This window comes from Cylindrospermopsis sp. CR12 (genome assembly GCF_001432185.1).
GTDB classification, from domain to species: Bacteria; Cyanobacteriota; Cyanobacteriia; order Cyanobacteriales; family Nostocaceae; genus Raphidiopsis; species Raphidiopsis raciborskii.
The window spans coordinates 22,453-48,269 of the sequence record NZ_LMVE01000134.1 but is presented as its reverse complement, the minus strand read 5'-3'; the positions used below and the strand labels follow the sequence as shown (position 1 = coordinate 48,269).

At 40.1% G+C, this 25,817-nt stretch carries 22 protein-coding genes; 7 read left to right on the top strand and 15 right to left on the bottom strand.

Annotated features, from left to right (window positions below; genetic code table 11):
* The 4 genes from ASL19_RS16050 to ASL19_RS16035 form a co-directional block, all read right to left on the bottom strand.
* Window positions 1-1,217, bottom strand: a 1,217-nt coding sequence (locus tag ASL19_RS16050; protein ID WP_057179102.1) for a DUF790 family protein, incomplete at its 3' end; no start/stop codon positions are given.
* Complete coding sequence (locus ASL19_RS16045; protein ID WP_057179101.1) at window positions 1,204-2,745, bottom strand: DEAD/DEAH box helicase family protein; 1,542 nt, start codon at window positions 2,743-2,745, stop codon at window positions 1,204-1,206. The genes ASL19_RS16045 and ASL19_RS16050, both read right to left, overlap by 14 nt.
* A gap of 17 nt (window positions 2,746-2,762) precedes the next feature.
* Window positions 2,763-3,428, bottom strand: coding sequence for a peptide-methionine (S)-S-oxide reductase MsrA (gene msrA / locus ASL19_RS16040; RefSeq protein ID WP_057179100.1), 666 nt, complete (start codon window positions 3,426-3,428; stop codon window positions 2,763-2,765).
* Window positions 3,429-3,504: 76 nt separating this feature from the next.
* Entirely contained in the window at window positions 3,505-5,679 is a 2,175-nt protein-coding gene (locus ASL19_RS16035) for a hypothetical protein (RefSeq protein WP_082604716.1), read from the bottom strand.
* 38 nt (window positions 5,680-5,717) lie between these two features.
* Between ASL19_RS16035 and ASL19_RS16030 the strand changes: the two genes are divergently transcribed.
* Together ASL19_RS16030 and ASL19_RS16025 are read left to right on the top strand one after the other, a co-directional pair.
* Window positions 5,718-7,028, top strand: a complete 1,311-nt coding sequence (locus ASL19_RS16030) for a proton extrusion protein PcxA (protein WP_057179098.1) — start codon at window positions 5,718-5,720, stop codon at window positions 7,026-7,028.
* A gap of 52 nt (window positions 7,029-7,080) precedes the next feature.
* Window positions 7,081-8,367, top strand: a complete 1,287-nt coding sequence (locus ASL19_RS16025) for a murein transglycosylase A (protein WP_057179097.1) — start codon at window positions 7,081-7,083, stop codon at window positions 8,365-8,367.
* Here the strand turns inward: ASL19_RS16025 and modB are convergent, their stop codons facing one another.
* Window positions 8,368-10,269 (bottom strand): molybdate ABC transporter permease subunit, encoded by a 1,902-nt coding sequence (gene modB, locus ASL19_RS16020; RefSeq protein WP_057179096.1) that lies wholly within the window; start codon window positions 10,267-10,269, stop codon window positions 8,368-8,370. It abuts the gene before it with no gap.
* 128 nt (window positions 10,270-10,397) lie between these two features.
* Complete coding sequence (locus ASL19_RS16015; RefSeq protein WP_057179095.1) at window positions 10,398-10,655, bottom strand: hypothetical protein; 258 nt, start codon at window positions 10,653-10,655, stop codon at window positions 10,398-10,400.
* Window positions 10,656-11,066: 411 nt separating this feature from the next.
* On the opposite strand from ASL19_RS16015, the gene ASL19_RS16010 reads away from it, so the two are divergent.
* Window positions 11,067-11,861 (top strand): hypothetical protein, encoded by a 795-nt coding sequence (locus tag ASL19_RS16010; protein WP_235529023.1) that lies wholly within the window; start codon window positions 11,067-11,069, stop codon window positions 11,859-11,861.
* 26 nt (window positions 11,862-11,887) lie between these two features.
* Here the strand turns inward: ASL19_RS16010 and ASL19_RS16005 are convergent, their stop codons facing one another.
* From ASL19_RS16005 to ruvC, 4 genes are read right to left on the bottom strand one after another with little or no spacing between them, the layout of a single operon-like run.
* A complete protein-coding gene (locus tag ASL19_RS16005) occupies window positions 11,888-13,318 on the bottom strand; it encodes a bifunctional orotidine-5'-phosphate decarboxylase/orotate phosphoribosyltransferase (RefSeq protein ID WP_057179094.1) in 1,431 nt (476 codons plus the stop codon).
* Between the two features lie 39 nt (window positions 13,319-13,357).
* Entirely contained in the window at window positions 13,358-14,107 is a 750-nt protein-coding gene (locus ASL19_RS16000) for a molybdopterin-dependent oxidoreductase (RefSeq protein WP_057179093.1), read from the bottom strand.
* Window positions 14,108-14,148: 41 nt separating this feature from the next.
* The gene (locus ASL19_RS15995) at window positions 14,149-14,754 is read right to left on the bottom strand and encodes a cytochrome b/b6 domain-containing protein (RefSeq protein WP_057179092.1); all 606 of its coding nucleotides are present in this window, start codon (window positions 14,752-14,754) and stop codon (window positions 14,149-14,151) included.
* A 28-nt stretch (window positions 14,755-14,782) separates the two neighbouring features.
* Window positions 14,783-15,283: a crossover junction endodeoxyribonuclease RuvC gene (gene ruvC, locus ASL19_RS15990; protein WP_057179106.1), complete on the bottom strand. Its 501-nt coding sequence runs from the start codon at window positions 15,281-15,283 to the stop codon at window positions 14,783-14,785.
* Window positions 15,284-15,431: 148 nt separating this feature from the next.
* Here ruvC and yvcK point away from each other — a divergent pair, with 148 nt between their 5' ends.
* Together yvcK and tsaE are read left to right on the top strand one after the other, a co-directional pair.
* Window positions 15,432-16,802, top strand: coding sequence for a gluconeogenesis factor YvcK family protein (gene yvcK, locus ASL19_RS15985; protein WP_006277855.1), 1,371 nt, complete (start codon window positions 15,432-15,434; stop codon window positions 16,800-16,802).
* An 18-nt stretch (window positions 16,803-16,820) separates the two neighbouring features.
* Window positions 16,821-17,249 (top strand): tRNA (adenosine(37)-N6)-threonylcarbamoyltransferase complex ATPase subunit type 1 TsaE, encoded by a 429-nt coding sequence (gene tsaE, locus ASL19_RS15980; protein WP_057179091.1) that lies wholly within the window; start codon window positions 16,821-16,823, stop codon window positions 17,247-17,249.
* Here the strand turns inward: tsaE and prmC are convergent.
* From prmC to ASL19_RS15955, 5 genes are all read right to left on the bottom strand, one after another.
* A complete protein-coding gene (prmC, locus tag ASL19_RS15975; RefSeq protein ID WP_057179090.1) occupies window positions 17,246-18,139 on the bottom strand; it encodes a peptide chain release factor N(5)-glutamine methyltransferase in 894 nt (297 codons plus the stop codon). The genes tsaE and prmC overlap by 4 nt on opposite strands.
* Window positions 18,136-18,954: a Tic22 family protein gene (locus ASL19_RS15970; RefSeq protein WP_082604714.1), complete on the bottom strand. Its 819-nt coding sequence runs from the start codon at window positions 18,952-18,954 to the stop codon at window positions 18,136-18,138. Before ASL19_RS15970 ends, prmC begins: the two co-directional genes overlap by 4 nt.
* A gap of 108 nt (window positions 18,955-19,062) precedes the next feature.
* A complete protein-coding gene (locus ASL19_RS15965) occupies window positions 19,063-21,111 on the bottom strand; it encodes an NAD(P)H-quinone oxidoreductase subunit 5 (protein WP_057179089.1) in 2,049 nt (682 codons plus the stop codon).
* A 233-nt stretch (window positions 21,112-21,344) separates the two neighbouring features.
* Window positions 21,345-21,734: a co-chaperone YbbN gene (locus tag ASL19_RS15960; protein WP_057179088.1), complete on the bottom strand. Its 390-nt coding sequence runs from the start codon at window positions 21,732-21,734 to the stop codon at window positions 21,345-21,347.
* A gap of 272 nt (window positions 21,735-22,006) precedes the next feature.
* Window positions 22,007-22,723, bottom strand: coding sequence for an NnrU family protein (locus tag ASL19_RS15955; RefSeq protein ID WP_057179087.1), 717 nt, complete (start codon window positions 22,721-22,723; stop codon window positions 22,007-22,009).
* A 169-nt stretch (window positions 22,724-22,892) separates the two neighbouring features.
* Between ASL19_RS15955 and ASL19_RS15950 the strand changes: the two genes are divergently transcribed.
* A complete protein-coding gene (locus ASL19_RS15950; protein ID WP_057179086.1) occupies window positions 22,893-23,900 on the top strand; it encodes a LysR family transcriptional regulator in 1,008 nt (335 codons plus the stop codon).
* A 51-nt stretch (window positions 23,901-23,951) separates the two neighbouring features.
* Window positions 23,952-25,796 carry a hypothetical protein gene (locus ASL19_RS15945; RefSeq protein ID WP_057179085.1) on the top strand — a complete coding sequence of 615 codons (1,845 nt, stop codon included), beginning with the start codon at window positions 23,952-23,954 and terminating at the stop codon, window positions 25,794-25,796.
* The last annotated feature ends 21 nt before the right edge of the window (window positions 25,797-25,817 follow it).

Sequence of the window (25,817 nt, the reverse complement as noted above, 5' to 3'; positions counted from 1 at the left end):
AATTTTGCATAACTACTTAAAACTGCTTTGGGTAATAATTTTTCTTTAAACCAAATAATTTTGGCAGGAACATTATCCAAATTCACCCCAGATTTTTCCAGGTTCAACTTTTCAGAAATTGCCAGAATGAGGTTGTGACAATTTGCTCTTTTCACCTGGGCAAATTTCTTTTTTAAATATTCTGGTCGCCAATAACCAACAATTTCTAACAAAAAACTCCTTCCATCTGGATGCACAAGACGAAAGTCTGGTATGATTACACTTCCAGGGATGGGAATTAAATCTACTTCTGTTTCTAAAAACCAACCACTTTTCATCGCATCCCATTTATCAGCGAAGGACTGGTCTAACATACTGTCGTATGGTTTACCTTGGGGATAATGAGAGATTAGACCACATTCAGAATTTAGGGTAAATCTACTGGTTTTCCATTCCTGTGTATATAGGTCTTTTATTTGCAAGGTGGTTGATAAACTCCATTTAGTTACATGGAGCAAAGCTGGAATCATTTTAGCAATGGATAATCCGTATCGCGTACTGGAGGTAAATAAACTTGTTGGACCATCAATGGTGATAGTAAAACCATGGTTCGCATTACCCTCAATATAGGCCATTAACTGAAATAATTTTAGATATCGAAATAATAATTTATATTCTCTTGGTACATTACGGTGAGCATTTAAGATTAATTGGGTAGCTTTATAAAAAATACCTTGCACCTGGGATAAGTTATAACGGTGTAATAGGTCTTCTGGTTTAGGAGCATCAAATGCGGTGAGGATTCTATTTTCCAAGAGATCAGCATAAAGACCTTCAGCAATCTGAATTGGTAAAATTTCCCTTTCCAGTTCTTGACTAAGTTTGGCAGCAATTTGGCTAAAAATTATCTGGGTGTTTTGAGGACTAGCAACTGATTGAGCTGCTAGGGTGAATACCCTTTCCCTTAACATTTGTGGTTCTAGGGGACTGATAATTTCAAAAGTGCAAAAACTACTTTTGAGGATGTAACCTAAACCGCGTTTCATTCTATAGTCTGTGGTTTCACCCTCAAAATCTATAAGTTGTCTTTCCAAATATCCTTGGGTTTTTCCTAGAGTATCTTGAAAAAAGTTAATTAAATCATTTGCTAGGGCTAAATGTTTATCATCCAGTTTCAGTCTCTTGGGAATAATTTCTTCCCCGGTTTGACGATAAATTAGTAGTTCAGTCGGTAACATCTTTTTGATGCTTTGATTTCGTTAATTTCTTGATCAAGTAGTTAATTTCTACCGGTTGGGCAACTTTTAATTCCGGTTCTTGATTATCTCCATACACAATACTTAATTCACCTTTTTTGCTTTTTTCCTCTGGTTTATTTCCAGAGGGTGTTTCCATCCCTCTTAATCCCTTTCTTCTGATTGATGTTCCTTCTTCACTCGTATCTTCTGCTATGACTTCATATAAAATTGCCCGTTTATTTTCTTGATTTCCTTTCCTTAAAATTCTTCCTAACCTCTGAGTATATTCCCTGATAGAACCAGTACCAGAAAGAATAATAGCTACCGCAGCAGCGGGAACATCTACCCCCTCGTTTAAAACATGGGAAGCTACCAAGGTATTATATATCCCTTGCTTGAATTTGGTGAGGATTTCGTGTCTTTCCTTAACTGGGGTTTGATGGGTAATTGCAGGAATTAACAACTCCCGAGAAATACGATAAACCGTGGCGTTATCAGCTGTAAAAATCAACACCATTTCTGGATAGTGATCAGCCAGTAGGTCAGCTAAAACTCTCATTTTCCCATCTGTTCCCAAAGCAATCTCTTTTGCTTGTCGATGCGCTAACATAGCTCTACGTCCATCCTGCGATCGCCCACTGACCTGAACAAAAGTTTGCCATCCTTGTAAACTACCTAAAGAAATTCGGGAATGCTTTAAAAAGTCATTGCGAGTTTGAATTAACCGATTATATTTTTCCCGTTCCGTTGGTGAAAGTTTAACTTTAATTTGGATGATTTCATGATCTGCTAGTACCTTACCCGCTAACTCTTCCACATACTGACGGTAAACCTCTTTTCCAATCAAAATCTCCAAATCCACATGTTTACCATCTGTACGCTCCGGTGTCGCAGAAAGTCCTAATCTATAGGGAGCGATCGCATATTCAGCAATTACCCGATTAAAATCAGTAGGTAGATGATGACACTCATCAAAAATAATTAAACCATATTTATCACCGAGACTTTCAGCGTAAATAGCTGCACTATCATAGGTAGCGACTAAAATTGCCGTTTTATCTCGTGAACCTCCCCCCAGCAAACCTAACTCCCCATCAGGGAAGGCTGCTTTTAAATGTGCATACCACTGATGCATCAGATCCAGGGTAGGAACAATAATGAGGGTACTGCGTGGAGTTGCTTCCATAGCCATTTGGGCCAGGTAGGTTTTCCCAGCTGCTGTTGGTAGCACCACCACACCCTGTCTACCAGCCAATTTCCAAGCCACCAGGGCCTCAGTTTGATGGGGGTAGGGAGTCATCTGCACGCTGGGAAGCAATTCTAAGGGATAAAACTTTTTAGCCTCATCTATAAAATCAGTATCATCAGCTTCTAGAGTTTCCACTAAACAGCGGTATTTAATAGCTGGGATGCGGAACTTTTCGATTCTGTCATCCCAGGTGGCAAAGTATATCCAGGACTTACTACGGGGAGGAGGGTGTAAAATCAATGTACCCCGGTCAAATGTTAAAATGGGAGTTGGACCCATCTCAATAGTTCTCCCGTTTAACTGACTGAGGTTGGAAAAACACCAACGGGACAAGACACATTAGTACCACCTAAACCGCAATAACCACCGGGATTTTTGGCCAAATACTGTTGATGATAATCTTCAGCATAATAGAACTCGGGTGCATCCAAAATCTCTGTGGTGATTTTGCCATATCCTGCATTTGTCAAAGCCTGTTGGTAAGCATTCATAGATGATTCTGCCAACTCTCTTTGTTCTAGGGAATATGAATAAATTCCAGAGCGGTATTGAGTACCCACATCATTACCTTGACGCATTCCTTGGGTGGGGTTATGACTTTCCCAAAAGACCTTTAATAATTGGGAATAGGTAATTATCTTTGGGTTGAAGACCACAAGTACCACCTCGTTGTGACCAGTCATTCCCGTGCACACCTCCCTATAGGTAGGGTTAGGGGTATAGCCAGCAGCATACCCTACAGCAGTGCTATAGACTCCCTGTTGTTGCCAAAATTTACGTTCAGCACCCCAAAAACAACCCAGGCCAAACATGGCAGTTTCCATTTCTGGAGGAAAGGGAGGTTGTAAGGGGTTATTATTGACGTAATGGGTTGCAGGTACGGGCATTTTTTGTTGGCGACCTGGCAAAGCTTGCTCAGGTGTTGGCATTGCTACTTTTTTATTAAATCCAAATAGTCCCATTGTTTGACTGTCTTTTTTTTAGATCTTTATTTACCATATTATATATTATAATTAAGGACTTGCTAAAATCATTTACTCAAAGGCTATAAATTAAAGGTAATAGAGGTCCGAGTTGCTCCTGTCCATTAACTGCTAGATCGCTGTGACATAGGTAAATTTTTTCTGAAACTCTTCCTAGTAAATCCACAATGATTCTCTCTAGTCTTTGGGTTTCAGCTGTGTCTTCATCTGCTGCTGTCCATGATTTTCCTCTTCTATCTTGTAAAAATATATGGGATCCGAATAAACTGGCTGCACCACCTTTAGACCATAGTGGTGAACCTATATCCATCCAAAAGTGCCATTTGTGATATCTATAACTGGCGCGATATTGAAATACTGTGGCTAGGGTAATGGCTTTTTTGCTTTGTCCTAGGGTGCGCACCGGATAGGGATTAGCTGTAATTGTCCCCTGACGCAATAGGCTAATGAATTCATTGATGCTGTTGGTTAGTCTCTTTTGGTCGTGGGGGGGATATTCAGTTTGCCTGACTCTTTGTTCTATTTCCCAGTAGTGTTGGGCAGTTTCTAATAGTTCTCTGAGTTCTGATAGGATGCCAAATGAGGGAGTTTGGTTTTTAAAAATGAATTTCTCCATGGCTGCATATAACAGAAAAACCGGTGTGCTGGATTGGGTTTGTTGATTTTGCTGCTGCTCTATCCATGTTAATATCTCTCTATAAGCTGTGCTGGCTACATAGCCAATTCTATCCCAACGATCAAAGACTCTAATATCCAATAGGCGTGGGTTCTCTAGATCGGGAACAAAACAATTATCCACTATTATTCCCGCACGCACTGGATCAATCCGATTCTTTTGTTCTTGATTCTCTCCGTCTTCTTCTATTCTATGTTTATCACTATAATTTCTACTCAGCACTACTAACATTTCCCCTACTTGGTCTCTATTTACCAATCTCCCTAGTCCTGGATAAACTAAAGTTAGTAATGTTAATAATCCTCTAACATTAGCGGAACTAATTAATGGTCTCTGTTCATTTAGGGAATCTACTTCGATATGGTGTTTGGTAAGAATTTCTATGATCTGATAACGGGCGATCGCATCTAATCCAGGTGCGATAATCGCCACCTCTTCTGGTTGGATGTTACCTGCTGTAATTTCTCTAATTATTAGCTGGGTTGTTTGTTGTAAAAGTTCTGCACGAGAAATTGTTTGAATACTCTCTACTGTCTTAGGCAATGTGAATATTATCATCTCTTCTCTGACTAGTTTAATCATTGGTTGAGCTAGTTCAGTGACTAAATTTTCTTCTCCATCACAGACTAAATTTTCTACTTGACAACGGCTTTCTAGTCTTTTTAAAAATTCTGGGTCAGCTCCCAGACCCAATCTGACACACCCATAGGGGTTATAGCCAAAAGCTCCCACTGCTCCTTCGTCTAACAAAAACTCCAATAGGTAATAATATATGGCTGGATAATTGTCCACATCATCAGCTATGACTAGTTGATAACGCTTTTTTAAATGTTCTTGATACTGAATATTTTTAAATAAATACTTGTAATAAAGTTCTGTAATTAAACCATAAGTTAACAATCCTCTTTGTAAACACCACTGACGCCAACCTACTAACAAAGATGTTAAAAGTTCCGCCTCTAAATCTAAAGTGTGAATGTCTTTTTCTAAACCTTGGTAAAAAATCTCTCCAATATCCTCACCAGCAATACCAGCATAGGTCCCCAATTGCCATAAATCTAATATCCGTCTCACTAAACGATATTGACTGGTTCCCCCATTCGTTAGGGCGTTCAATTCCGACTTCCACAGCTTTGTAGCTAGTTCCTGCTCTGTCTCTGGACGTAATATTAAGGGAAATTGAGCTTTGATTTCTAGCATCTCTACTATTAAGGGCCAAAATAACATCACTTCATCTTGTATAAATCCCGATGTGGTTTTTGTTTCTAGTATATATTTGCTTTTGTTCAAGGTAGCAATTTTATTACTTAAATATACGCGACCATCATGATTAGATGTTAAAACTAAAACTCGAGGTTCTCTCCATAAAGGATTTAGAGTTTGAATTCTGTTTTCGCACTGGTTGGAATTTGAATTTTTCGTATAAAATGTCCATATCTCTGGTTTGCTTTCCACCCAATCAGCAAAATACCGAGCTAAACGAGTAGTTTTACCACTACGACTTGCACCCACAACCCAGATAGAATCAAAAACCACTAACTTACTCCTAATCACTCCCTTTCCCCCGGTTTCTTAAATCTCATCAGTCACCAATGAATGATTCTGTGTTTGGTCGAAAAATATACTTGTCTTTACTTTCTACTTACCGCTGGTACTTACTAACACCAGAGCGTGCTTTAGAGGAAGCATATAAATCAGCATTAAAAATTCAGGATATTGAACGTCAACATTTTAATGGTAATAAAATTTCCAGAAATGCTGACCTTTATAGCAGTAGTGTAATGGACTACTTTCAGTCTGATTTAAACAAACTATTGAAAAATGTGCGAATGCGCTTAACGGAGTTTAAAGCCAGTCGGTGGTTTTCCAATGAAAGTAAACAAGCAGCAGCGGACAAAGCGGGTATAGAATATTCTAGTCTCACCATAGTTTTACAAAAACTGGATTTTATAGATCAGGTGGTTAACAAGTACAAAAGTGAGCAATTAGACAATTCTGTGATGAGTTTTGTTAACGAATCTTCTGATAAAGTAGGAGGTAAAGGTCCTAATCAAGAAGAAATAGTAGGTTCCAGTAAGAACCATGGGGAGAAACCAAAAAGAAAAGCAGACTCCACGAGTATTTTACCACGATCTATTTTCACCACCATTAGTCGTCTGCAAACAGAATTAGATCCCAATGCGGAAGTGGAAGTGGTGCGGAGCTTTCGTCAAACTCAGAAAATGACAATTATCTCCATCAGATTTATCTTACTATTAATTATCATACCTTTACTGACACATCAAATATCTAAAGTATTAGTCGTAGGTCCCATAGTTGATAGTTTAAGACACGAAGAATCACAACAGATTTTCATTAACGAAGAAATGGAAGAGGAAGCATTAACAGAATTAGAAAAGTTTGCAGAAAGGATTAAATTTGAAAGCATGATTACTAATACACCACCTTTATCATCAACGGTATTAGAAGCTAAGATGTCCGAAAAAGCTCAGGAAATAGCCAGAGAATTTCGCCAATCTGGGTCAAATGCGATTAAGAATGTATTTTGTGATATTCTATCAGTTTTTGCGTTTATCTGTTTGCTACTGACTAGTAAATCTTCTATTTTAGTTCTAAAAGACTTTTTTGATTATGTAGTGTATGGATTAAGTGACAGTGCCAAAGCATTTATCATTATATTATTTACTGATATATTTGTCGGTTTCCACTCCCCCCATGGGTGGGAGGTGATTTTGGAAGGATTATCACATCATTGGGGTTTACCCGCAAACCGTGATTTTATTTTTCTATTTATTGCCACATTTCCAGTAATTTTAGATACAATATTCAAATATTGGATTTTCCGTTATTTGAACCGCATTTCTCCGTCTGCTGTTGCGACTTACCACAATATGAACGAGTAAGTTGATTATTTCTTGATTATTTTTTGTTTCCATCCCTAGACCTAACCAAATCATGAGAAAAATATTTCAAACAACCGTCAGTTTACCATTCTTTTTAACGATATTTTTTTTAGAAATTCCGTCAACTAAAAATATCGATACCAATCAATATAAAGTTCCTGCTGGTTGTGAAGTCAGTAAGTGGGATTTACCCCGAGATGTCAAGGCTGAAAATAGCAGCAAGCTACCAACACTCGTAAAAAGATTTGCCATTGGTTGTTGTGAAAATGATCCCTCTTGTTTGGATGAAAGAATCTTTGGTGGTACGGGGGAAGAAGTAGCTGATAGAGAACAGCTTTTAAAAGCTACAGATGAAAGCTTAAAATTTTTAAAAACCCGTCGAGCAGCGATCGCCTATCAAAAACATAAGAACCCAGGGATTACCAGATACAGAGTCTATCATAGCTTAAAAAGATTTAGGGAATTATTATTATCCACCAATTCTGCTCAGGAATTACACCAAGCCATTGCCAAAGAGTTCATTTACTATCAATCAACTGGTAGAGATAATCAGGGAACAGTTTTGTTCACTGCTTATTATGAACCATTATATGTAGCGAGTCGCAAACCCACACCAGAATTTAAATATCCCGTTTATAGATTGCCACCTGATTTAGCATCATGGTCTAAACCTCACCCCACCAGACTAGAATTAGAAGGTGCAGATGGGTTACAAGCTTCCCAGGGCAAATTAAAGGGATTAGAATTATTTTGGTTAAGAGATAGATTTGAACCTTATATTATTCAAATTCAAGGTTCTGCTCGGTTAAAATTAACAGATGGCACAGAAACAAGTATAGGTTACGCAGGGAACACAGCCCATAATTATAAAAGCCTAGGTCGTACATTAATAGAAGCAGGAAAGCTACCCGAAAAGGGTGTAACCATGCCGAAAATTTTTGAGTATTTTCACAAATATCCACAAGATTTAAACATTTACCTCCCCAAAAATAATAGCTTTGTTTTCTTTAAAGAAACACACGGGGAACCTGCTTATGGTTATGTGGGTGTACCTTTAACTCCAGAACGTTCTATAGCTACGGATAAATCCTTAATGCCTCCGGGTGCTTTAGCATTAATTCGTGCGCCTTTTCCCTTTGTAGAAAATGGCAAGTTGGAAAATCGCATTGTTAGTCGGTTTGTTTTAGACCAAGATACAGGTGGTGCGATTAAGGGACCAGGTAGGGTAGATTACTATTTGGGCACTGGTGATGTTGCGGGAAGTCGTGCGGGTGTGACAGTAAGTGATGGGCAGTTATTTTATCCCTTGCTGAAATCTCTACCACCGGTAAAACCCTAACTACTGCATTAACATTAGTCTGTGAGGGTCTAAATATATATACCAAGGGAAATCTTGGTCTTTTATTGTCACCCATTTTTCTTTATAAACTTCCGCTTGTAGGTGATAGTCATGGATATTTTTTCCTGGTGAATATAACTTTAAAAATAAAGTTACCCGGTGGGGGGTTTCACTACTTCTCACCAACCAACAGGGGAAGATATTTTTTTTGGAGAGATCTTTTCCTAGAAGATTGTTTTTAAAAACTATTTGATGGGCCCGAATGCCAACATGAGATGGAACATCAGATAGTTGATTGGCACGAAACTCCTCAACTTCCAAAACACAACCCCAATCTACTGCTTCCACAGTTTGAGAACTGGTGATAATAGCACGAGAGAAATTTTTACAACCGGTAATTTTAGCAACATTAATAGTTGTTGGGTGTTGAAAAATCTCAGATTTAGACCCATATTGTGCTATTTTGCCTCCTTCCAAGACTAATAAATTAGGACAAATCCGATAAGCTTCTTCCATATTGTGGGTGACAAATAAAGTCACACCAGCATAATCAGCTAAAGTCTCTGTCATTTGTTGCTCTAAATGACTGCGTAAATAGGTATCAAGAGCGGAAAATGGCTCATCTAACAGTAGTGCTTCTGGACGACTGGCCAAAGCTCTAGCTAGAGCTACCCTTTGTTGTTGTCCTCCAGAAAGTTGGTGGGGATAGCGATTACCTAAACTCCGTAACTGCATATCCCCTAATTGTTTTTCTACCTGTAATTTAACCTGATGGGAGGATAATCCTGTAGGTAAACCAAAAGCGATATTTTGAGCCACATTCAAATGGGGAAACAGGGCATAATTCTGAAATAAAAACCCAATTTTTCGGTCACGACTAGGAAGATTAATACCTTGCTCTGAATCAAATAAAACTCTACCATTAAGGATAATTTTTCCCTGAGAGGGTGTTTCAATTCCTGCTAGACAACGCAAAATCATACTTTTCCCTGCACCAGAACCACCTAATAAACCTAAAGGTTGATTATGGGTGGCAAAATTCACCCGTAAATGAAAAGTGGGCAATTTTTTCTCAATATCTATCAATAATTGGGCAACACTCAAATTATGAACTGGATCAAAAGAAGTATTTTGTAATCCCCATAATTGTGAAGATTCTGAAACTTCCGCATCTTTAAATTTTTGAAAACCCTGGTCGAGAAAATTCTCACCACTAACCTGGGAAGTAATCTGAGAATTGACAAAATGTTTCGTTTCTTGCCAAAAATTAGTCAGCATTATCCCTGACAAAGAGATTGACAAAATAAATACAGCCCAAAACCAAGCTTCTTGTGTATCTCCAGCTTCCACAGCAAAATAGATTGCCATTGGTATATTCTGGGTTTGTCCAGGAATATTACCAGCTATCATTAAAGTAGCACCAAATTCCCCCAAAGCACGAGCAAAAGCTAATGTTGCACCGGCCAAAATTCCAGGAAAAGCCAAAGGTAAACTAACTCGCCAAAATATCTTCCACTCCCCAGCACCTAGGGTTCTTGCTACTCGCAATAAATTAGCATCAATTTGATTAAAAGCACCTAAAGCAGTTCTATACATTAAGGGGAAGGAAACCACTGTTGCAGCTATAGCAGCACCATACCAGGTAAAAACAACTGTGATGTTAAAAGACTGTAGTAGTCTACCACCAAAACCATGTTTACCAAAAAATAGTAACAACAAAAAACCCACAACTGTGGGTGGTAGAATTAGGGGAGAAATCAATATTCCCTCAATCAGAGATTTTCCCTTACCCTGATATCCTAACATCCAGTAAGCAGCAGCAATACCTAAAAAAAAGGTAATGAGGGTTGCTAAACCGGAGGTTCTTAGAGATATCCAAAGGGGTGATAAGTCCTGTGGCATAATTTTAACTTGTATTAATTCCCACAATGGCTACCAAAATTACTCAAAATAGCACCATGAGGAAATGCTAAGCATATTTTTAATATACTCCCCATGGTAAAGATGTGGCTATTTTTAGTATGGTTAAATTATTTCTGTATACTTGACTCCACTAAATCACGACTAAACTCCTCTGCTCTAGCACTGGGAACCAAGGTCCAACCCGCTTTCAATAGTTTCTGATAGGTTGCCCACCCCTTAGACCCACCAGGTATGGGATAATCAGGAACAGAAAATTGCGGAAAAGCTGTATAAGGTCGCCATGGTTGACCTGCAGCAATTTGCAGGTGTAAGATTTTCTCCCCATCACCGCTAAATTTAGATAACCAACACATTTGTCGAATCATCGCCAACTCCTTGGAATATTATACACAGTCGTGTGAGGGCAAAAATATAGATTTCAAGGAAAATTGTGGAAAAACATCAGCTCCTATTTAAAATTTGACCTAAAATTTGGGGTTTTCTAAGATGTCTCGCCTTTTGTTGAAGTTACCGACAGAGCTACAAACTGGAGTTAATTTGTAGGTGTCATGACCTGTCTTTCGTAGCCAACCTTACCTGATGGTAGGTAACTCTTTTTTATAGCAGAGTCATGCACGCTCACCCCACCTACCCAGATTGTTAATATCTGGGTAGGTTTGGGTAGATATTAATGAGCGGTACTAACAGGAGAGTTTTCAAAAGTTGCTGTCAAAATGCTTTCTCTCGGTACTAAGTTTTTTTCATGTTAACCACGGTTTTTTTCAGTGGATGTAACAATGACTACGATTTCACCCAAATTTGGTAAAAAAGGCAAAAAAAGCCCATTTGTTCCCAAGTTTTACTCATTGATGGTAATCATAGATGATAACTATTGGACTCAATTTTGGGATTGTGGTAGATTGTCAAGGTCATTTAATTTACTCTATAATATGCAACCTAACTTCCGAAAGAATTTACATACCAATATTTCTGTCACCGCAGCTGCGATCGCATTGTTGATTGCTAGTCCAGTTGCAAACTCAAATATTGCTAATGCCCAAACTAATACAACTAATACCCGCCCAGCTCCATCTGTGGAGAAACCAAGAGTAATTAATATATCTATTACTGAGGCACAGGTATTAGCTGCTCAAAAGGCTTGGGGAGATGCATTAGTTAGTATCAGCACTACCTATGAACAAAAGGGAATAGCTGCTGCTAGGGAATTAGCAGGAAAAATTATTGACCAAGCTTATGGCTATCAGTTTGGAGCAGTATTGTTTAAACCAACTTTAGCAAAACCACCACAAACATACCGCACCACACGCCAAGGTGCTCTTGCTTACTTTGTTGGTGGTGATCCTGCATTCCCCTCCGATAGTGGTTTTGCTCTCAAAGGGTGGCGTAAAGTAGAAATCCGTAATGCTGGAATTTTCATTAATGGTGACACGGCCATGAGTCTAGCAACTGTGGTGTTGACTGACAAGTCTGGTAAGGTTACAAGCGTGGATAAAACTTGGGGTTTCATAAAAGATAGTAGCGGTAAGTTACGTATTATATTGCATCACTCATCCTTACCTTACGGAGGTTAAGAAGTGAAAAGATGGGAAGATTGCAACTAGTCTTGTTGAAAAGCCAACAACTGCTGTTGATTAATTCTTCCTGCTTCATGTAAAGTATTAACAATTTCGGAAATAGTTAATACTGAATGACCACAATAACCGTTTTCTTTTAGTTTGTCTTTCACTCCCTTTTCGTGGTCAATGAAAACTACAATATCATTGACCCTTAATCCCACAGATTTAATTTTTTCAGCTCCTTCCATTACACTTTTACCACTAATAAGAATATCATCAACCACTGCGATGGTTTCTCCGGGAAGAAAATTTCCTTCAATCGCTTTGCGTGTACCATGTGCTTTCACCTCCTTGCGGGGAAAAATCATGGGATAACCTAATCTTAATGACAACCCGGTTGCAGTAGGTAGAGAACCATAGGGAATACCAGCTAATCGGTCAAAAGTCAAACCAGCTAGTATTTTCTCATAAGCACCAATCACCTGACTAAATACCTGGGGATTGGAAATAATTTTCCGCAAGTCAATATAATAGGGAAATATGGCTCCCGATGCTTGAATAAACTCCCCAAACATAATACAACCAATGTCAAAAAGTTGTAGAATTAAGTCCTGATGGGGGTGTTTATCCTTTATATTGACATCGGGAAACCACACATCACAACTAGAAGTAGAATTAATTAAATCGCTTCTAATTTGGTTCAATTCCGTCCTTAGAGAGCGAATTTCCTGGGATAGGTTAGTGCTGCTTAACATATCTTGAGGAACCGGAATTAACAATCCATCACCATGATTGTCTAAACCCGCTGCCAAAATTGGTTGAATACTATTCTCTTGTGACCAAATACTTCGTACCATGATTATTCTTTCTGGTGCGACAGCGCGAATAGATTTTAAAATTTCGGGATTGGTTGTTCCTACTTCCAAACATAACTGTTCAGGAGTTCCCCAAGTTTTGGACTCTTCGACTACTTGCAAATAAAAGGGAGAAGTAGTAGGGTATTGTTGTAAAATAGCTGCACTAGGATTAGAAGTACAGCATAAAATAAAGACAGCTTTATCGGGATATACTAAAAATGGTGCAATATGGTCTTGTCCAGCATAAGGATTTAATGTTACCGCGTCAACTTCCCAATCTACAAATATGGAATGGGCAAACATGCTGGTAGTATTGAGATCGCCATGTTTAGCATCTAAAATAATGGGAACTTCCCCGGGAATAGATGCCATTATTTTGATTAACAGTTCTATACCTCTGACTCCTAGAGCTTGATAAAAGCCCAGGGTAGGTTTGTAAGCACAAACAAAATCTGCAGTTTCCGCAATCACAAATTGTAACCAGTTCTCTAAACTGACGAGCAAATCAGAGCCTTGATAACGCTCTGGAATCATTTCTGGGTTAGGGTCAAGTCCTACAAAAAACAGACTCTGTTTGTCAGTAATATTTTGGTTTAATTTATCTAAAAAAATCATTTTTCACCCACCATTGTATTTTATTTGAACTGTTCTTACTTACAATCCTGCAAACCACTCATAACCTTGGTCTTCCCAATAACCTTTAAAATTTGTTAGTTTAGAAGTTAAGGTCACTCTTGTTACCCATTTACTTTGTTTATAACCCAATTTAATTGGTGTAGCTAATCGCAAGGGCGCGCCATTTTCTCTGGGTAATTTCTCGCCATTTTTTTCGTAGGCCAATAGGGTTTGTGGATGGGTGACAGAAGGTAAATCCCAACTTTCATAATAACCATCCGCTGATTCAAAATAGACGTACTTGGCACTTGCGTGAGGTTGAGCTAAAGCAATTAAATCACCCAGACGAACTCCTCCCCATTGTACAATGGCCGCCCATCCCTCTACACAAACATGACGAATAATCATGGATGTGTAAGGTAAACTTTGAATTTCCCTCATATTCAGGTTTAGGGGATGATTAACTTGACCGTCAATAATCAGACGATATTTTTCTAGGTCAATAATCGGTGTACCCCGAAAGCTGTTAATGATTAGGGATTTTGGTTCAATTTGATTGGAGCTAAATTCCGGTACTGGTTTTTGTGGTTGAAATATTAACTGCTCAAATTTTTGATTCCATGGTTCTGATATTTTGCCCACTAAGTCTTCTAATGCTGGTGTACCACAACCAGTTAGGAAAAAACCCATACCTGAAATTCCCCATGTTTTTAAAAACTGACGGCGAGATACTTCCGGATTGATGACCTTAATTAGCTCTCTTTCTATTTCCTGTTGATTATGGTTCATGATTATGGTTCAATGATTTTCAATTAATTAAAAATACCAGTCTACCAAAACATGGATTCAATTAATTTATCTCCTCCTGCTCTTTTACCTAGTTGCCAATGAATGACTACAAATATAATTATCAACGGTACGGAAGCAAAATGCACAATTCTTAATCCTTGCCAGTTGCCAAATATATCCACTAGCCATGGAAATTGGGCTGGTTTATACATCCCCATACCCGTGCATATTGCTAACAAAAGAATGGGGATAATAGCTGTGTAAACAATCCGATGCCAGCTATAGGTAAGACGTTTAATATTGTCGGTTTTCTGCAAGGCTTTAATGTCATTATTCCCCACAAATCTGTGTTGCCAACGTCTGGTCAATAAAATGTACATTCCATAGCTAAAAAGATTCACTGAAAATAGCCACATAGCTGCAAAATGCCAGTGTCTACCCCCTGCTAACCAAGCTCCTAAGGTAAAAATAGGGGGAATGTGTAATCCTCCACGACCACCAAAAACCGGATTGGCATTGTAAATTTGTAGTCCACTAGTAATCATCAGAAAAAGACTGACTATATTCAAACTGTGAAATATTTTGACCGCAAGATCTTGCTTGGGCAATTTCTGAGTTTTTCTGGTGGAGTTCCTATCTATATCCATATTCAAATTTTACTGCCTCATGTTTATATTAGTCATCTGTTAATTTAAATGCAGCGGTTAAAGCTAAAGCTAGGGCATCTGCTGCATCATCAGGTTGAGGAATTTCTTCTAAATCTAACTCCCGCATCACAGCCTCTTGTACTTCTATCTTTTCAGCTTTGCCATAACTGGTTAAAGCCTGTTTAATTTGGGGAGGGGCAAACTCCAAATAGGGAAGTCCCCGTTGTCCCAAAACCAACATGATCACACCTCTTGCTTGTGCTACTAAAATTGTGTTGGCCATTCGGTAAAAAAACAACCTTTCAATAGCAACTACATCTGGTTGTAGTTGGTCTAGGAGGGTGTGTAAATCATCAAATAAGGTACATAGTCGTTGGGTGATTTCCATATCAGAGGGGGTGCGAATCACACCGAAATCAACCATTTTTATGGTGGTATCCGACAATTTGGCTGACCTTTGCTCCAGGGAAATCGCACCAAACCCGACTATTGCTAATCCTGGATCTAATCCTAAAATTTGCCGTGTCATAAATAATAATTCCGGTTTCTGGATAGAAATTTGGTTGACCCAGGACTTGGTTGGGAGTTTCCGGTTAGCAATGGCCAAATCGTGAAGGATTAAACACCAGATAGTATATAATTTTAAACACTTCCTGTACCATACTCCATTTTTAGGTATGTCCATCGGTTTTCTGAAACAGGCTATTAATGCTATACACAACCAACCATATAGCAGCACTACCCATCGGGTCAACCAATGGTTTAAATGGTTATCTCCTGGAATATCGGTTAAACGGTGGTTTATGGTCACTGTCAGCGGTGTCCTCCTAGCCATTTTAGGTTTGGCCATTTGGATGAAGCTAACCCCCATCTTTTGGATCTTAGAGTTACTCAAGGGTTTATTGGCCCTTTTAACAGACATTTTACCCCATTATGTGAGTGGACCCTTAGTTTTGTTATTGGGTGGACTCCTAGTGCTGTGGGGACAATCTCGCACGGTGGGTTCTATTACTCAAGTTTTAAGACCACAGGGATCCCAAGAGGAACTCATAGATGTCATTTTAGCACATCATCGTTTGTATCGAGGTCCAAAAATTGTGGTTGTTGGTGGTGGTACTGGACTTTCTACCCTACTAAGGGGACTAAAAACCTATAGCGCCAATATTACTGCGATTGTCACTGTTGCTGATGATGGTGGATCTTCCGGTAGGTTACGTCAGGAATTCGGTGTTTTACCACCCGGTGATATTCGCAATTGTTTAGCTGCTCTTGCAGATGAGGAAAAGTTATTAACTGAATTATTTCAATATCGTTTTCGAGCTGGTGATGGACTAACAGGACACAGCTTTGGTAATTTGTTCTTAACTGCTATGAGTGACATCACCGGCGATTTAGAACGAGCAGTGGCAGCTAGCTCTAAAGTATTGGCGGTTAGAGGACAGGTTCTACCTGCTACCTTGAGTGATGTTCGCCTTTGGGCGGAAATGGCTGATGGTCGTCGTATAGAAGGGGAATCTAGTATTCCTAAGGCTGGAGGTAAAATTGTCAAGATTGGCTGTATTCCCGCTAATCCTCCTGCCATACCCGCAGCTATTAAGGCTATTCGCAATGCTGATTATATTATTATTGGACCTGGTAGTTTATATACCAGCCTCATCCCTAACTTGCTAGTACCTGAAATCACTCAGGCGATCGCATCTGCTAATGTACCTCGCATTTATATCTGTAATATTATGACCCAACCAGGAGAAACGGAAGGCTACAGTGTATCTGAACACATTCGGGCTATTGACCATGCTTGTGGCGATCGCAAACTTTTCGATGCTGTCCTGGTACATAGAAGAAGTCCCTCGGCTCAAGCTTTAATCCGCTATGCTCAGCAAAATTCCCACCCGGTATTTCTGGACACGGAAGCTATTTCCCAACTAGGAAGACGCATTGTCCCTGCTAATATACTATATGAGGACGAAACGGGTTTTGTTCGTCATGACCCCCAAAAACTGGCTAGGGTTCTATTAAAATGGTATGGTGCTGCGAGTAAAAAATAGGATCCACAAATTATTCTTATGACTAGAATCTACCTGCAAGATGCAAAAGCTACACGGGAATTTGGCATTAATTTGGCAAAAACCCTGAAGCCAGGTACGGTAATTTTATTACAGGGCGATTTAGGTGCAGGTAAAACTACTCTGGTGCAAGCTATAGGGGAAGGTTTAGGTATCAGTGACCCAATTGTCAGTCCTACCTTTACCCTAATTAATGAATACACTGATGGCATTCTACCTCTTTATCACCTGGATTTGTATCGCTTAGAACCTCAGGACGTAGCCAATCTCTATTTAGAAAACTACTGGGAAGGAATAGACACTACCCCGGGAATTGTGGCTATTGAATGGCCTGAACGCATGCCATACCTACCTCATAGCTATTTAAAGCTGATTCTGACTTATGAAAAAGATAACTCCCGTTATGTAGAAATTATTAGCTCTGACTAGCTTGACAAGTGAGCTAGAGCAAAACGCTTAATTCCAGCTAGGTCAGTATGAATAGAAATATGGGAATAATTGCCATTATTTATCAGCATTTCTCTAACTGCTTCGTCTTGTCCAGCCATCATTTCGATTAACCATACACCGCCCGGGAGCAAATAGTGGGGAGAAACTTCTACTAGATAACGAATTGCTTCCAAACCATCCACACCTCCATCTAAAGCTAAATGGGGTTCGTGCTTGACTACTTCCGGTTCTAGGGTTCCTATCATATCACTAGGAATATAAGGTGGATTGGACACCATACCACTAATTTTACCCTGGAGGTGATTTAGAGGTTCCCACCAGCACCCCTGGTGGAATTCCACCCGCTGTGTAAAACCCAAATTCCTTGCATTTGTCCTAGCAACTGCCAAAGCCTGTTCGCTTATGTCTGTAGCATAAATCTTAGCATTTGTCAATACCTCTGCCAAACCCAGGGCGATCGCTCCACTACCAGTACCTAAATCCACCCAGATTCCAGATTGCAGGTCTTGGTTAGCAGCTTCCATCACCAAGTCAATGAGTATCTCCGTTTCTGGTCTAGGGATTAAAACTGCGTCGGACACAGCAAGGGTAAATTTTCGCCAAGGGGTTCTACCTGCAAGATACTGAATTGGCACTCTTTGTTGTAACCGCTTTTGCCACAGACTATCTAATTCAGCTAGGGATAGCACCATGGTCATTTCCTGGTAGTGTTTAAAAGATTCCAACCGCAGTGTTAACTTATCTAATCCTGCTATCTCTTGTAATAGCCAATCCACCTCTCGTGGAGAAACCCCCTTACCTAAAGCAGTGGTTATAGCGGAATTTCGCCATTTCCATAGTTCAATTCCACTAGTTAGTTGATTAATCATGAGCGTGGTTTTGGGGGTATGGTTTTTGGCTGGGCGCTATTGGAACGCAGATTATTAAGGTGTTGTCTGGATTCGGGAGATGGAATCAAAACCAGCTGTTTTAACCAATCATCGTTCTTTTGAGTCAAGGTATTAATTAATCCGTCCACACCTACAACTTGAATATAAGCCTGGGGGAACTTTCCCTTCACCTTAGTCAGTAAATTTTGGGCATCTTGCTTGCTAAAAAACAAAGGAATTATGGTTTGAGGTTTTCCCCCACCTACTTGAATAGTAATGTGACTTTTATCCTTCCCAGATATGACCATAAAAATCGGCACACTTTTTAACTGCTCTACCCGTTGACCACTAGCTTTCATTAGCTGTGCTGCTCCCGTCATTTCTTGGGAGACCGGGTTAAAAGAAAACAAAAGCTGATTGGGTTGATTTTGTTGTTGTTGCTGTTTTTGATATATAAGTCCCAAAGGTACGGTAGTAACCTGCAACGTTTTGAGCATTTCCTGGGTTTTTGGGTTCTTGTCTTTCCCTAGGATTTGCCTAAACTTTTGCACAAAGTTTAAAGCTTCTTGACGGCTCATGTATACATCCGTCATTGCTCTCTCCTGTTTTCTATCTGGGGAAGATATCATGCGACTTAAAGGTGTACCCTGATCATTAGTTATCAAGTACACCGGAACTGCATCTAATTTACCCTTAATTTCTTGTGGTGGTAAGGCAAATACGGTGCCACTATGGCTTAAACTAAGCCCTAAAGTACTTGCGATCAAACTCAAGTTAATACCCGGACCAACTAATGACCTGATAAATGATTTCATAACTAATTTTGTCTAATTGCGCTTTATTACCAAAAACGGGTGGAGGAAAATCCTCACACCCCTTGACATTAATTTCCTGACATTAGTTTCATAGTCAAGATATTTATATCAAGTTACGCCAAAAACAATGACTAAGCCCAAAACAGCTCCAAATACAATCAGAGCATAAAACTGAGCGCGACCATTTTCTAGGTACTTGAGACCTTCACCACTGACTAGGGTGAAAAACCCAGTTAAATTAACTGCACCATCCACAACTCGAAAATCAACTTCCATAACTTGTCGAGCTACACGACGCAAACCAAGAACAAACACCCGATGATAGATATCGTCAAAATACCATTTATTCAACGACAACTCATACAGAGACTGGAACTTAGCAGCGATCGCACTGGGGTCAATTTTCCTAGCCCAATACATAAGAATTGCCAAAGTAATGCCCACCACGGAAATGGCCACAGAACTACCCGCCATGAGATAAAATTCATGGGGGTCAAATTTTGCCGCTTTTTCCATTACTTCTGTTAGAGTTTCGGTTGGGGAAAAAATAAACTGCTCAAAATAGTTAGCATAGGGAGTTCCCACCAGTCCAATCAAAATAGAAGGAATAGCCAATACTAGCAAGGGTAGAGTCATCGTCCAAGGAGACTCATGGGGTGAGTGTCCATGACTTTCCAACTCGCCTTTTTTCATTGCTCCTGGTCCAAAATTAGGTTGTAATTCCCCGCCTAACTTAGAAGTAGCTTGTTTGAGCATGGTTTTGATTGTTTGGTCATTACCCCGGAATTGACCCTCAAATGTTGAGAAATACATTCTAAACATGTAAAAGGCGGTGATTCCAGCAGTTACCCAACCAATCAACCATAGTAGAGGATTTGCAGCAAAAGCTGCGCCCAATATTTCATCTTTAGACCAGAACCCAGCAAAGGGTGGAATCCCAGCAATTGCCAAACAACCTATTAAAAAGGTAATCCCCGTAGCTGGCATATATTTCCTTAATCCACCCATTAAGCGCATGTCCTGAGCTAAAACTGGGTCGTGACCCACCACTCCTTCCATACCATGAATCACTGACCCAGAACCCAAAAACAGCATTGCTTTAAAATAAGCATGGGTCATTAAGTGAAATAAACCCGCACTGTAAGCACCCACTCCCATAGCCATCACCATATAACCCAATTGAGAAATGGTGGAGTAGGCCAGTCCCTTTTTAATGTCATTTTGGGTAATGGCAATAGTCGCTCCCAAAAATGCTGTAAATGCTCCTGTAAAGGCAATCACATTCATAGCAGCTGGAACGTGTTCAAACACCGGATACATTCGCGCAATTAAAAATACACCCGCTGCTACCATTGTAGCTGCATGGATAAGCGCGGAAATCGGTGTGGGACCTTCCATAGCATCTGGGAGCCACACATGCAGGGGAAATTGGGCTGATTTAGCTACTGGACCGAGGAACACCAAAATGGCAAGCAGAATCGCCAATGCATTGCTAATAGTACCCGATTCTACCAATTCTCCTAGGCGATCGCCCATGATGGTAAAATCAAAGCTACCTGTGGCCCAAAACAGTCCTAGAATCCCCAGCAACAACCCAAAGTCGCCTACTCGGTTAGTTACAAATGCCTTTTGACAGGCTTCTGCTGCTGGTTTGCGGTCATACCAAAAACCCACCAGTAGGTAGGAACACATCCCTACCAATTCCCAAAAGATGTAAACTTGTACCAAATTAGGACTCAGTACCAACCCTAACATTGAAGAGCCGAATAAACTGAGATAAGCATAAAACCGCACATAACCCGGGTCATGGGACATATAGCCATCTGTGTAAATCATCACTAAGAAAGCTACCGTGGTCACCACTACTAACATCATAGCTGTCAGGTGGTCAATAGTATAGCCCATACTTAGGTGAAAGTTACCTGCTGATGCCCATTCCAGAGTAGTTGTGTAGGGAGCATGACCTTGGTATTGACTCCATAATAGGGACATGGAGAGACCCATGGCAATTCCCATTAGGGAGACAATCAGAACAGCATTTAGCTGTCGCAGGCGATTTGTTGTTTGATTTAACGAGATTAGTCCTAGACCTACCAGCACTGCTCCTAAGAGGGGTAAAACTGGAATTATCCAGGCATACTGATAGATTACTTCCATCACTCACGCCTCAAAATTTTGACCATTTGAGGACAATAATGCCACAACTTTCCCGTTGATGACTGTGCATTAGGAAATGAGAGCAAATCAAAATTTTGTTTTTTTCACCTCTCCTATATCCAGGATGCAACAATTGGGCGGGAATTGCCTCCCTCATATTCTAACGCGTCTGAACTTGGGAAAGAATTGCCAGGTCACTTCCGTTAATAGGACTTTCTTATGTTCAAGATACTTTATATGGGTACGCCTATTTTTTTGTCTATTTCCCCTTTTCTCTTCCCCACTCCCCTGTTACTAATATATCTGTATTTTATTTCTCCCAGTGCTTGACGTAAATCATCCCGACTGCGAAAACCCTCTAAACGTTCCCGGACAATTCCCTTTTCTATTAGTAGTAGGGTTGGTAGGGATTTCAGCCTATAGGTCGTAGACAACTTAAAATTTTGGTCGGCGTTAACCCCCACCAGTTTCACACCTACCCCGCATTCAGCTTGAAACTGTAGTAACAATGGGTGGATAAGACGACACAATCCACACCAGGGGGCCTCAAAATTAACTAACACAGGTACTGAGGATTCTAAAACTTCTTCAGTAAATGTTCGATCACTAACCGATAACACCATGATGCCTCTTGATTTATAGGGTTTTTTATCACCAGCAACTATCACCGACAGGTCTAAGAAAGTCAGATTTTTATGTGAAACAAGATATCTATCGGCTAGTCACCATGCATTAACTATGTTTTGGGTTTGCTTCATTGATAATCCAGGTAATAATTAGTATGACACAATTTGGGGATCATTAACCACTTTTAAGAAAGGCGGATAATTTAACCAATAGTCCAGCCAACTTAGTGAAATTAAAATCTTATGGCAACAGTAGGGATCGCTGCTAACTACCATAATACCATATTGCTGGCCAGGATTAACAAAGGATGAGACCACCAAAATAAACCTACAAAAATGGCCACTCCCAAGTAAGCAGGACGAATAAATTCCTGCCACTTTAGCGATTGTCGACCATCCAAAATTGCTTGAAAGGGAATAACAGAAGTGCGCTGTTTGACCAGTTCAAAAGCTTCACCATATCTTTGACTCAACCGGTGATCTCCATGCCAAACTCCAAATAAATGGTGTAAAATTAAACCCAGTGATGTCACCAAGGTGAAGCTGGTGCCAATCCAAAGGGTGTGAGCAATACACCAGATCACTTGTCCTACCATTTGTGGGTGGCGAGTAATCCGAATAATACCTGTTTCATAAAGGTGAACTTGAGGCTTTTGAATGGCAGCAATTTCTAGTAAATTGAAGGTAGCAGGATATAAAAATAAAAAGGAAATCGCTGATAATACCCAAACGGTTAACTTTACTCCCCCCATATCTTGTAATTGCCATAGTTGCCAACCATCATAACGATGATTAAAAAAGTAGCTAATTAAAACCGCTGCTAGGGGTAAGCTAACAAGTGCAAATGCGATTCGATACAATCTAGGTCCAACCTGTTTTTCTGCCCAGGGACGCAAAGCAGCACCCCCACTGTGGGCGATCGCAAAAATCAACTGTAAACCCAACATGATAAAATGACTGGTGGTCAACCAAGAATTGGAGATCATAAAGTACAACTCGAATCCAACATTTACAATACCTCAGTGTAGCTAAGTGCAGGTAACAAATATAGAGTTAAAAATAGCTAACCGCTAAATGATATAACAGTCGTATAACAACTACCCGCGCCAATTAATTTTGCCAGATGCTCTTTCCCTAGTTTATAGGTTAAGCCTTATGTCTGACCTTCCTTTTACTTTAGACCAGTTACGCATTCTCAAAGCCATTGCCCAAGAAGGGAGCTTTAAACGTGCTGCTGAGAGTCTTTATGTCTCTCAACCAGCTGTTAGCCTGCAAGTACAAAACCTGGAACGTCAGTTGGATGTTCCCCTATTTGACCGGGGTGGGAGACGGGCCCAACTGACTGAAGCTGGACATCTCCTCCTTAACTATGGTGAAAAAATCTTGGGTTTATGCCAAGAAACTTGCCGTGCAATTGAGGATTTACAAAACCTTCAAGGTGGTACCCTGATTGTGGGTGCTTCTCAAACTACGGGAACATACTTGCTACCACGTATGATTGGTATGTTTCGTCAAAAATACCCCGATGTGGCGGTACAACTTCATGTTCACTCAACCCGTCGTACAGCATGGAGCGTGGCTAATGGACAGGTTGATTTGGCAATTATTGGTGGTGAAATACCCACGGAACTGGCAGAATATTTGGAGGTTCTTCCATACGCTGAAGATGAGTTAGCTCTGATATTACCCACCTTCCACCCTTTTACAAAACTCCATACCATTCAAAAGGAAGACCTATATAAACTACAGTTTATTGCCCTCGATTCCCAATCTACTATCCGTAAAGTTATTGACCATGTGCTAATACGTTGTGGTCTTGATACTAGAAGATTTAAATTTGAAATGGAGCTAAATTCCATTGAAGCTATTAAAAATGCTGTTCAATCCGGTTTGGGCGCTGCTTTTGTTTCTACTTCAGCTATTGTTAAGGAGTTACAAATGGGCATGCTCCATCGCTCAACCATTGAGGGTGTAATTGTTAAACGCACACTGTGGTTGATTTTTAACCCCAATCGCTATCGTTCTAAGGCTGCAGAAGCTTTCAGTGAAGAAATTCTTCCTCGCTTTGCTAATCCTGGATGGAATGCAAGTGCCTTAAAAACCTCACCACCTACTACCAATCTGTTAGATATAGACACAGATAATGACAGTTTATTTGCATAAGATTCGGAATAATTCACATTAACTTACATCCTGGGCTGCTTAATTACTTTTATGGAAAACTGGCAATTTCTAATCCAGAAACAGGGCGATCGCCATTGGCAAAGTCTCGACTCCTCCCGTTTGGAAATTTCGCTGGGTAGATATAGGGTCTTGGCTCGTTCTCATCTTGTTAATCAGCAGGTGGAGGTACTAATAACTCATTCTCTTCCCTGGGCAGATCAATCTAAAAAGCTGATTGTTCAGGGCACTCGTCGATCTAATCAGGATGGTTTGATCGCAGTTTTACCTTTTACCGATCTCCAGGAGGGAATTTGGGAATTACAATGCTGGGGAAGGGTAGGGGAGGATGAATCTTGGCAATACAGTCTGGTACTGGGGGTTTCTTCCCCTGATGAAGATGGGTTAACGGAAAATAACAATCAGATTCATGCTGAAACTGAGTATAGTGAATATGGATCTGACGATGCTAGTGGTGATCCTATTTTATCCACTATGGAGGATTTTATTAATCAACCAGCTAGTCCTGTGTTCTCTGGAGGAAAAACTGCAGAAGAAATTTTCCAAAGAGTCATAGATTTCACCAGTCCCCAATCCCAGGGTGAATATTTATCCGGGACATCTGTTCCTCAGTCCCCATCTCCACCTCTGGAACTGTTTTTGGAACAGAATACCTACATCGTCAATTGGGGTAAGCCGTTTAGTATTAACGGTTATGGAATTTTATCAAGCAGCAAACAACTCACATCTCCCTCATTATCTTCCGTCAAAATATATCAGGTCCATCTGTCTGTTCAGGTGCGATCTCCTGGTGAATCCAAAATTCTCCTTGATTTCCCACAGCACCTCTCTACGGAAGAACTATTACCTTTTGCTTTTAGTCATAACCTTACTATTCCCCATGACTGCATATCACAATTACTTTTAGCTACCATAAATCTGTATGGAAGTTTTACTCCCCATGATCAGGTTATCCTACTGGCCAGCCATCCCTTTACCATCACAGCTGAATTTGATCAGTTACTACCTCTAATCTCACAAACCTCTCTGGTACTTTCTACTTCACCGGGTCATTATACTGGGATTTTATCCCCTCCTTCATCTTCTCCATCACATCTAGGGTTAGAACTGTTTAATCTGGTCAAAAAACCCGAATTAGCCCATTTTCACGTTTTGGAACCAGCTCCTCACCAACCACTCCCTCCCAAAATTCAACCAGTATCTAAAGAGAGTAGGTTATCACTGGTACCGGTGGAAATAGACCAGGAACTTTATCCGGTAGATATGGAGTTAGGACCAACCCTGGAAGTATCAAAACAGAAGATTTTCCAACCAGAGCAGTTAAATGTTGAAACTTCACTTTTAAAGAATACTGTCAATTTACCGGGTGATGAAATAGTTATTGATGATGTAAGTATTGATATAATTACTAATCCGGAAGAACAGGGGCAGTATGATAGTGCTAATCAATCCCTGGAGTTGGAAAAACAACCATGGAACGATGTAAAAACTGGACAAGAGATGCTAGATTCAGTAAGTCTACCTACCCCCGGACTGTTTTTACCCAGTGGTGAGTTACTAGCTGGATCTTTGATCAAGATTCGTTTAGAAGTTGATAAGATGTATCCAAACTTAACCATCAAACTATGGTTAGAAGACTGCCAAAACCGGGAGTTGTTAGATGGTCCCCATGTACTGACAGATTTCCAACCCCATTCCCTGGGAAAGTGGCAAACAATTACCCAGTTGGTTGTACCCCTGGGTTGTACCCAAATTCTCCTGGGGGCGATCGCTGTGGAGTCTGACAGTCAAAGGGAAAGTCATAAGGTCACAGCTATCAGGAACATAATGGTAAATCCACAAGCTCCCGTTCCCATATCAAATCACGATCTTTGTTAAAAATCTTGACCATTTGTCAAA

Coding starts and splice junctions, on each gene's coding strand:
- ASL19_RS16045 (WP_057179101.1), bottom strand. CDS start 2,745: ATGGGTCCAACTCCCATTTTAACATTTGACCGGGGTACATTGATTTTA.
- msrA (WP_057179100.1), bottom strand. CDS start 3,428: ATGGGACTATTTGGATTTAATAAAAAAGTAGCAATGCCAACACCTGAG.
- ASL19_RS16030 (WP_057179098.1), top strand. CDS start 5,718: ATGAATGATTCTGTGTTTGGTCGAAAAATATACTTGTCTTTACTTTCT.
- ASL19_RS16025 (WP_057179097.1), top strand. CDS start 7,081: ATGAGAAAAATATTTCAAACAACCGTCAGTTTACCATTCTTTTTAACG.
- modB (WP_057179096.1), bottom strand. CDS start 10,269: ATGCCACAGGACTTATCACCCCTTTGGATATCTCTAAGAACCTCCGGT.
- ASL19_RS16015 (WP_057179095.1), bottom strand. CDS start 10,655: ATGATTCGACAAATGTGTTGGTTATCTAAATTTAGCGGTGATGGGGAG.
- ASL19_RS16010 (WP_235529023.1), top strand. CDS start 11,067: ATGACTACGATTTCACCCAAATTTGGTAAAAAAGGCAAAAAAAGCCCA.
- ASL19_RS16005 (WP_057179094.1), bottom strand. CDS start 13,318: ATGATTTTTTTAGATAAATTAAACCAAAATATTACTGACAAACAGAGT.
- ASL19_RS16000 (WP_057179093.1), bottom strand. CDS start 14,107: ATGAACCATAATCAACAGGAAATAGAAAGAGAGCTAATTAAGGTCATC.
- ASL19_RS15995 (WP_057179092.1), bottom strand. CDS start 14,754: ATGGATATAGATAGGAACTCCACCAGAAAAACTCAGAAATTGCCCAAG.
- ruvC (WP_057179106.1), bottom strand. CDS start 15,283: ATGACACGGCAAATTTTAGGATTAGATCCAGGATTAGCAATAGTCGGG.
- yvcK (WP_006277855.1), top strand. CDS start 15,432: ATGTCCATCGGTTTTCTGAAACAGGCTATTAATGCTATACACAACCAA.
- tsaE (WP_057179091.1), top strand. CDS start 16,821: ATGACTAGAATCTACCTGCAAGATGCAAAAGCTACACGGGAATTTGGC.
- prmC (WP_057179090.1), bottom strand. CDS start 18,139: ATGATTAATCAACTAACTAGTGGAATTGAACTATGGAAATGGCGAAAT.
- ASL19_RS15970 (WP_082604714.1), bottom strand. CDS start 18,954: ATGAAATCATTTATCAGGTCATTAGTTGGTCCGGGTATTAACTTGAGT.
- ASL19_RS15965 (WP_057179089.1), bottom strand. CDS start 21,111: ATGGAAGTAATCTATCAGTATGCCTGGATAATTCCAGTTTTACCCCTC.
- ASL19_RS15960 (WP_057179088.1), bottom strand. CDS start 21,734: ATGGTGTTATCGGTTAGTGATCGAACATTTACTGAAGAAGTTTTAGAA.
- ASL19_RS15955 (WP_057179087.1), bottom strand. CDS start 22,723: ATGATCTCCAATTCTTGGTTGACCACCAGTCATTTTATCATGTTGGGT.
- ASL19_RS15950 (WP_057179086.1), top strand. CDS start 22,893: ATGTCTGACCTTCCTTTTACTTTAGACCAGTTACGCATTCTCAAAGCC.
- ASL19_RS15945 (WP_057179085.1), top strand. CDS start 23,952: ATGGAAAACTGGCAATTTCTAATCCAGAAACAGGGCGATCGCCATTGG.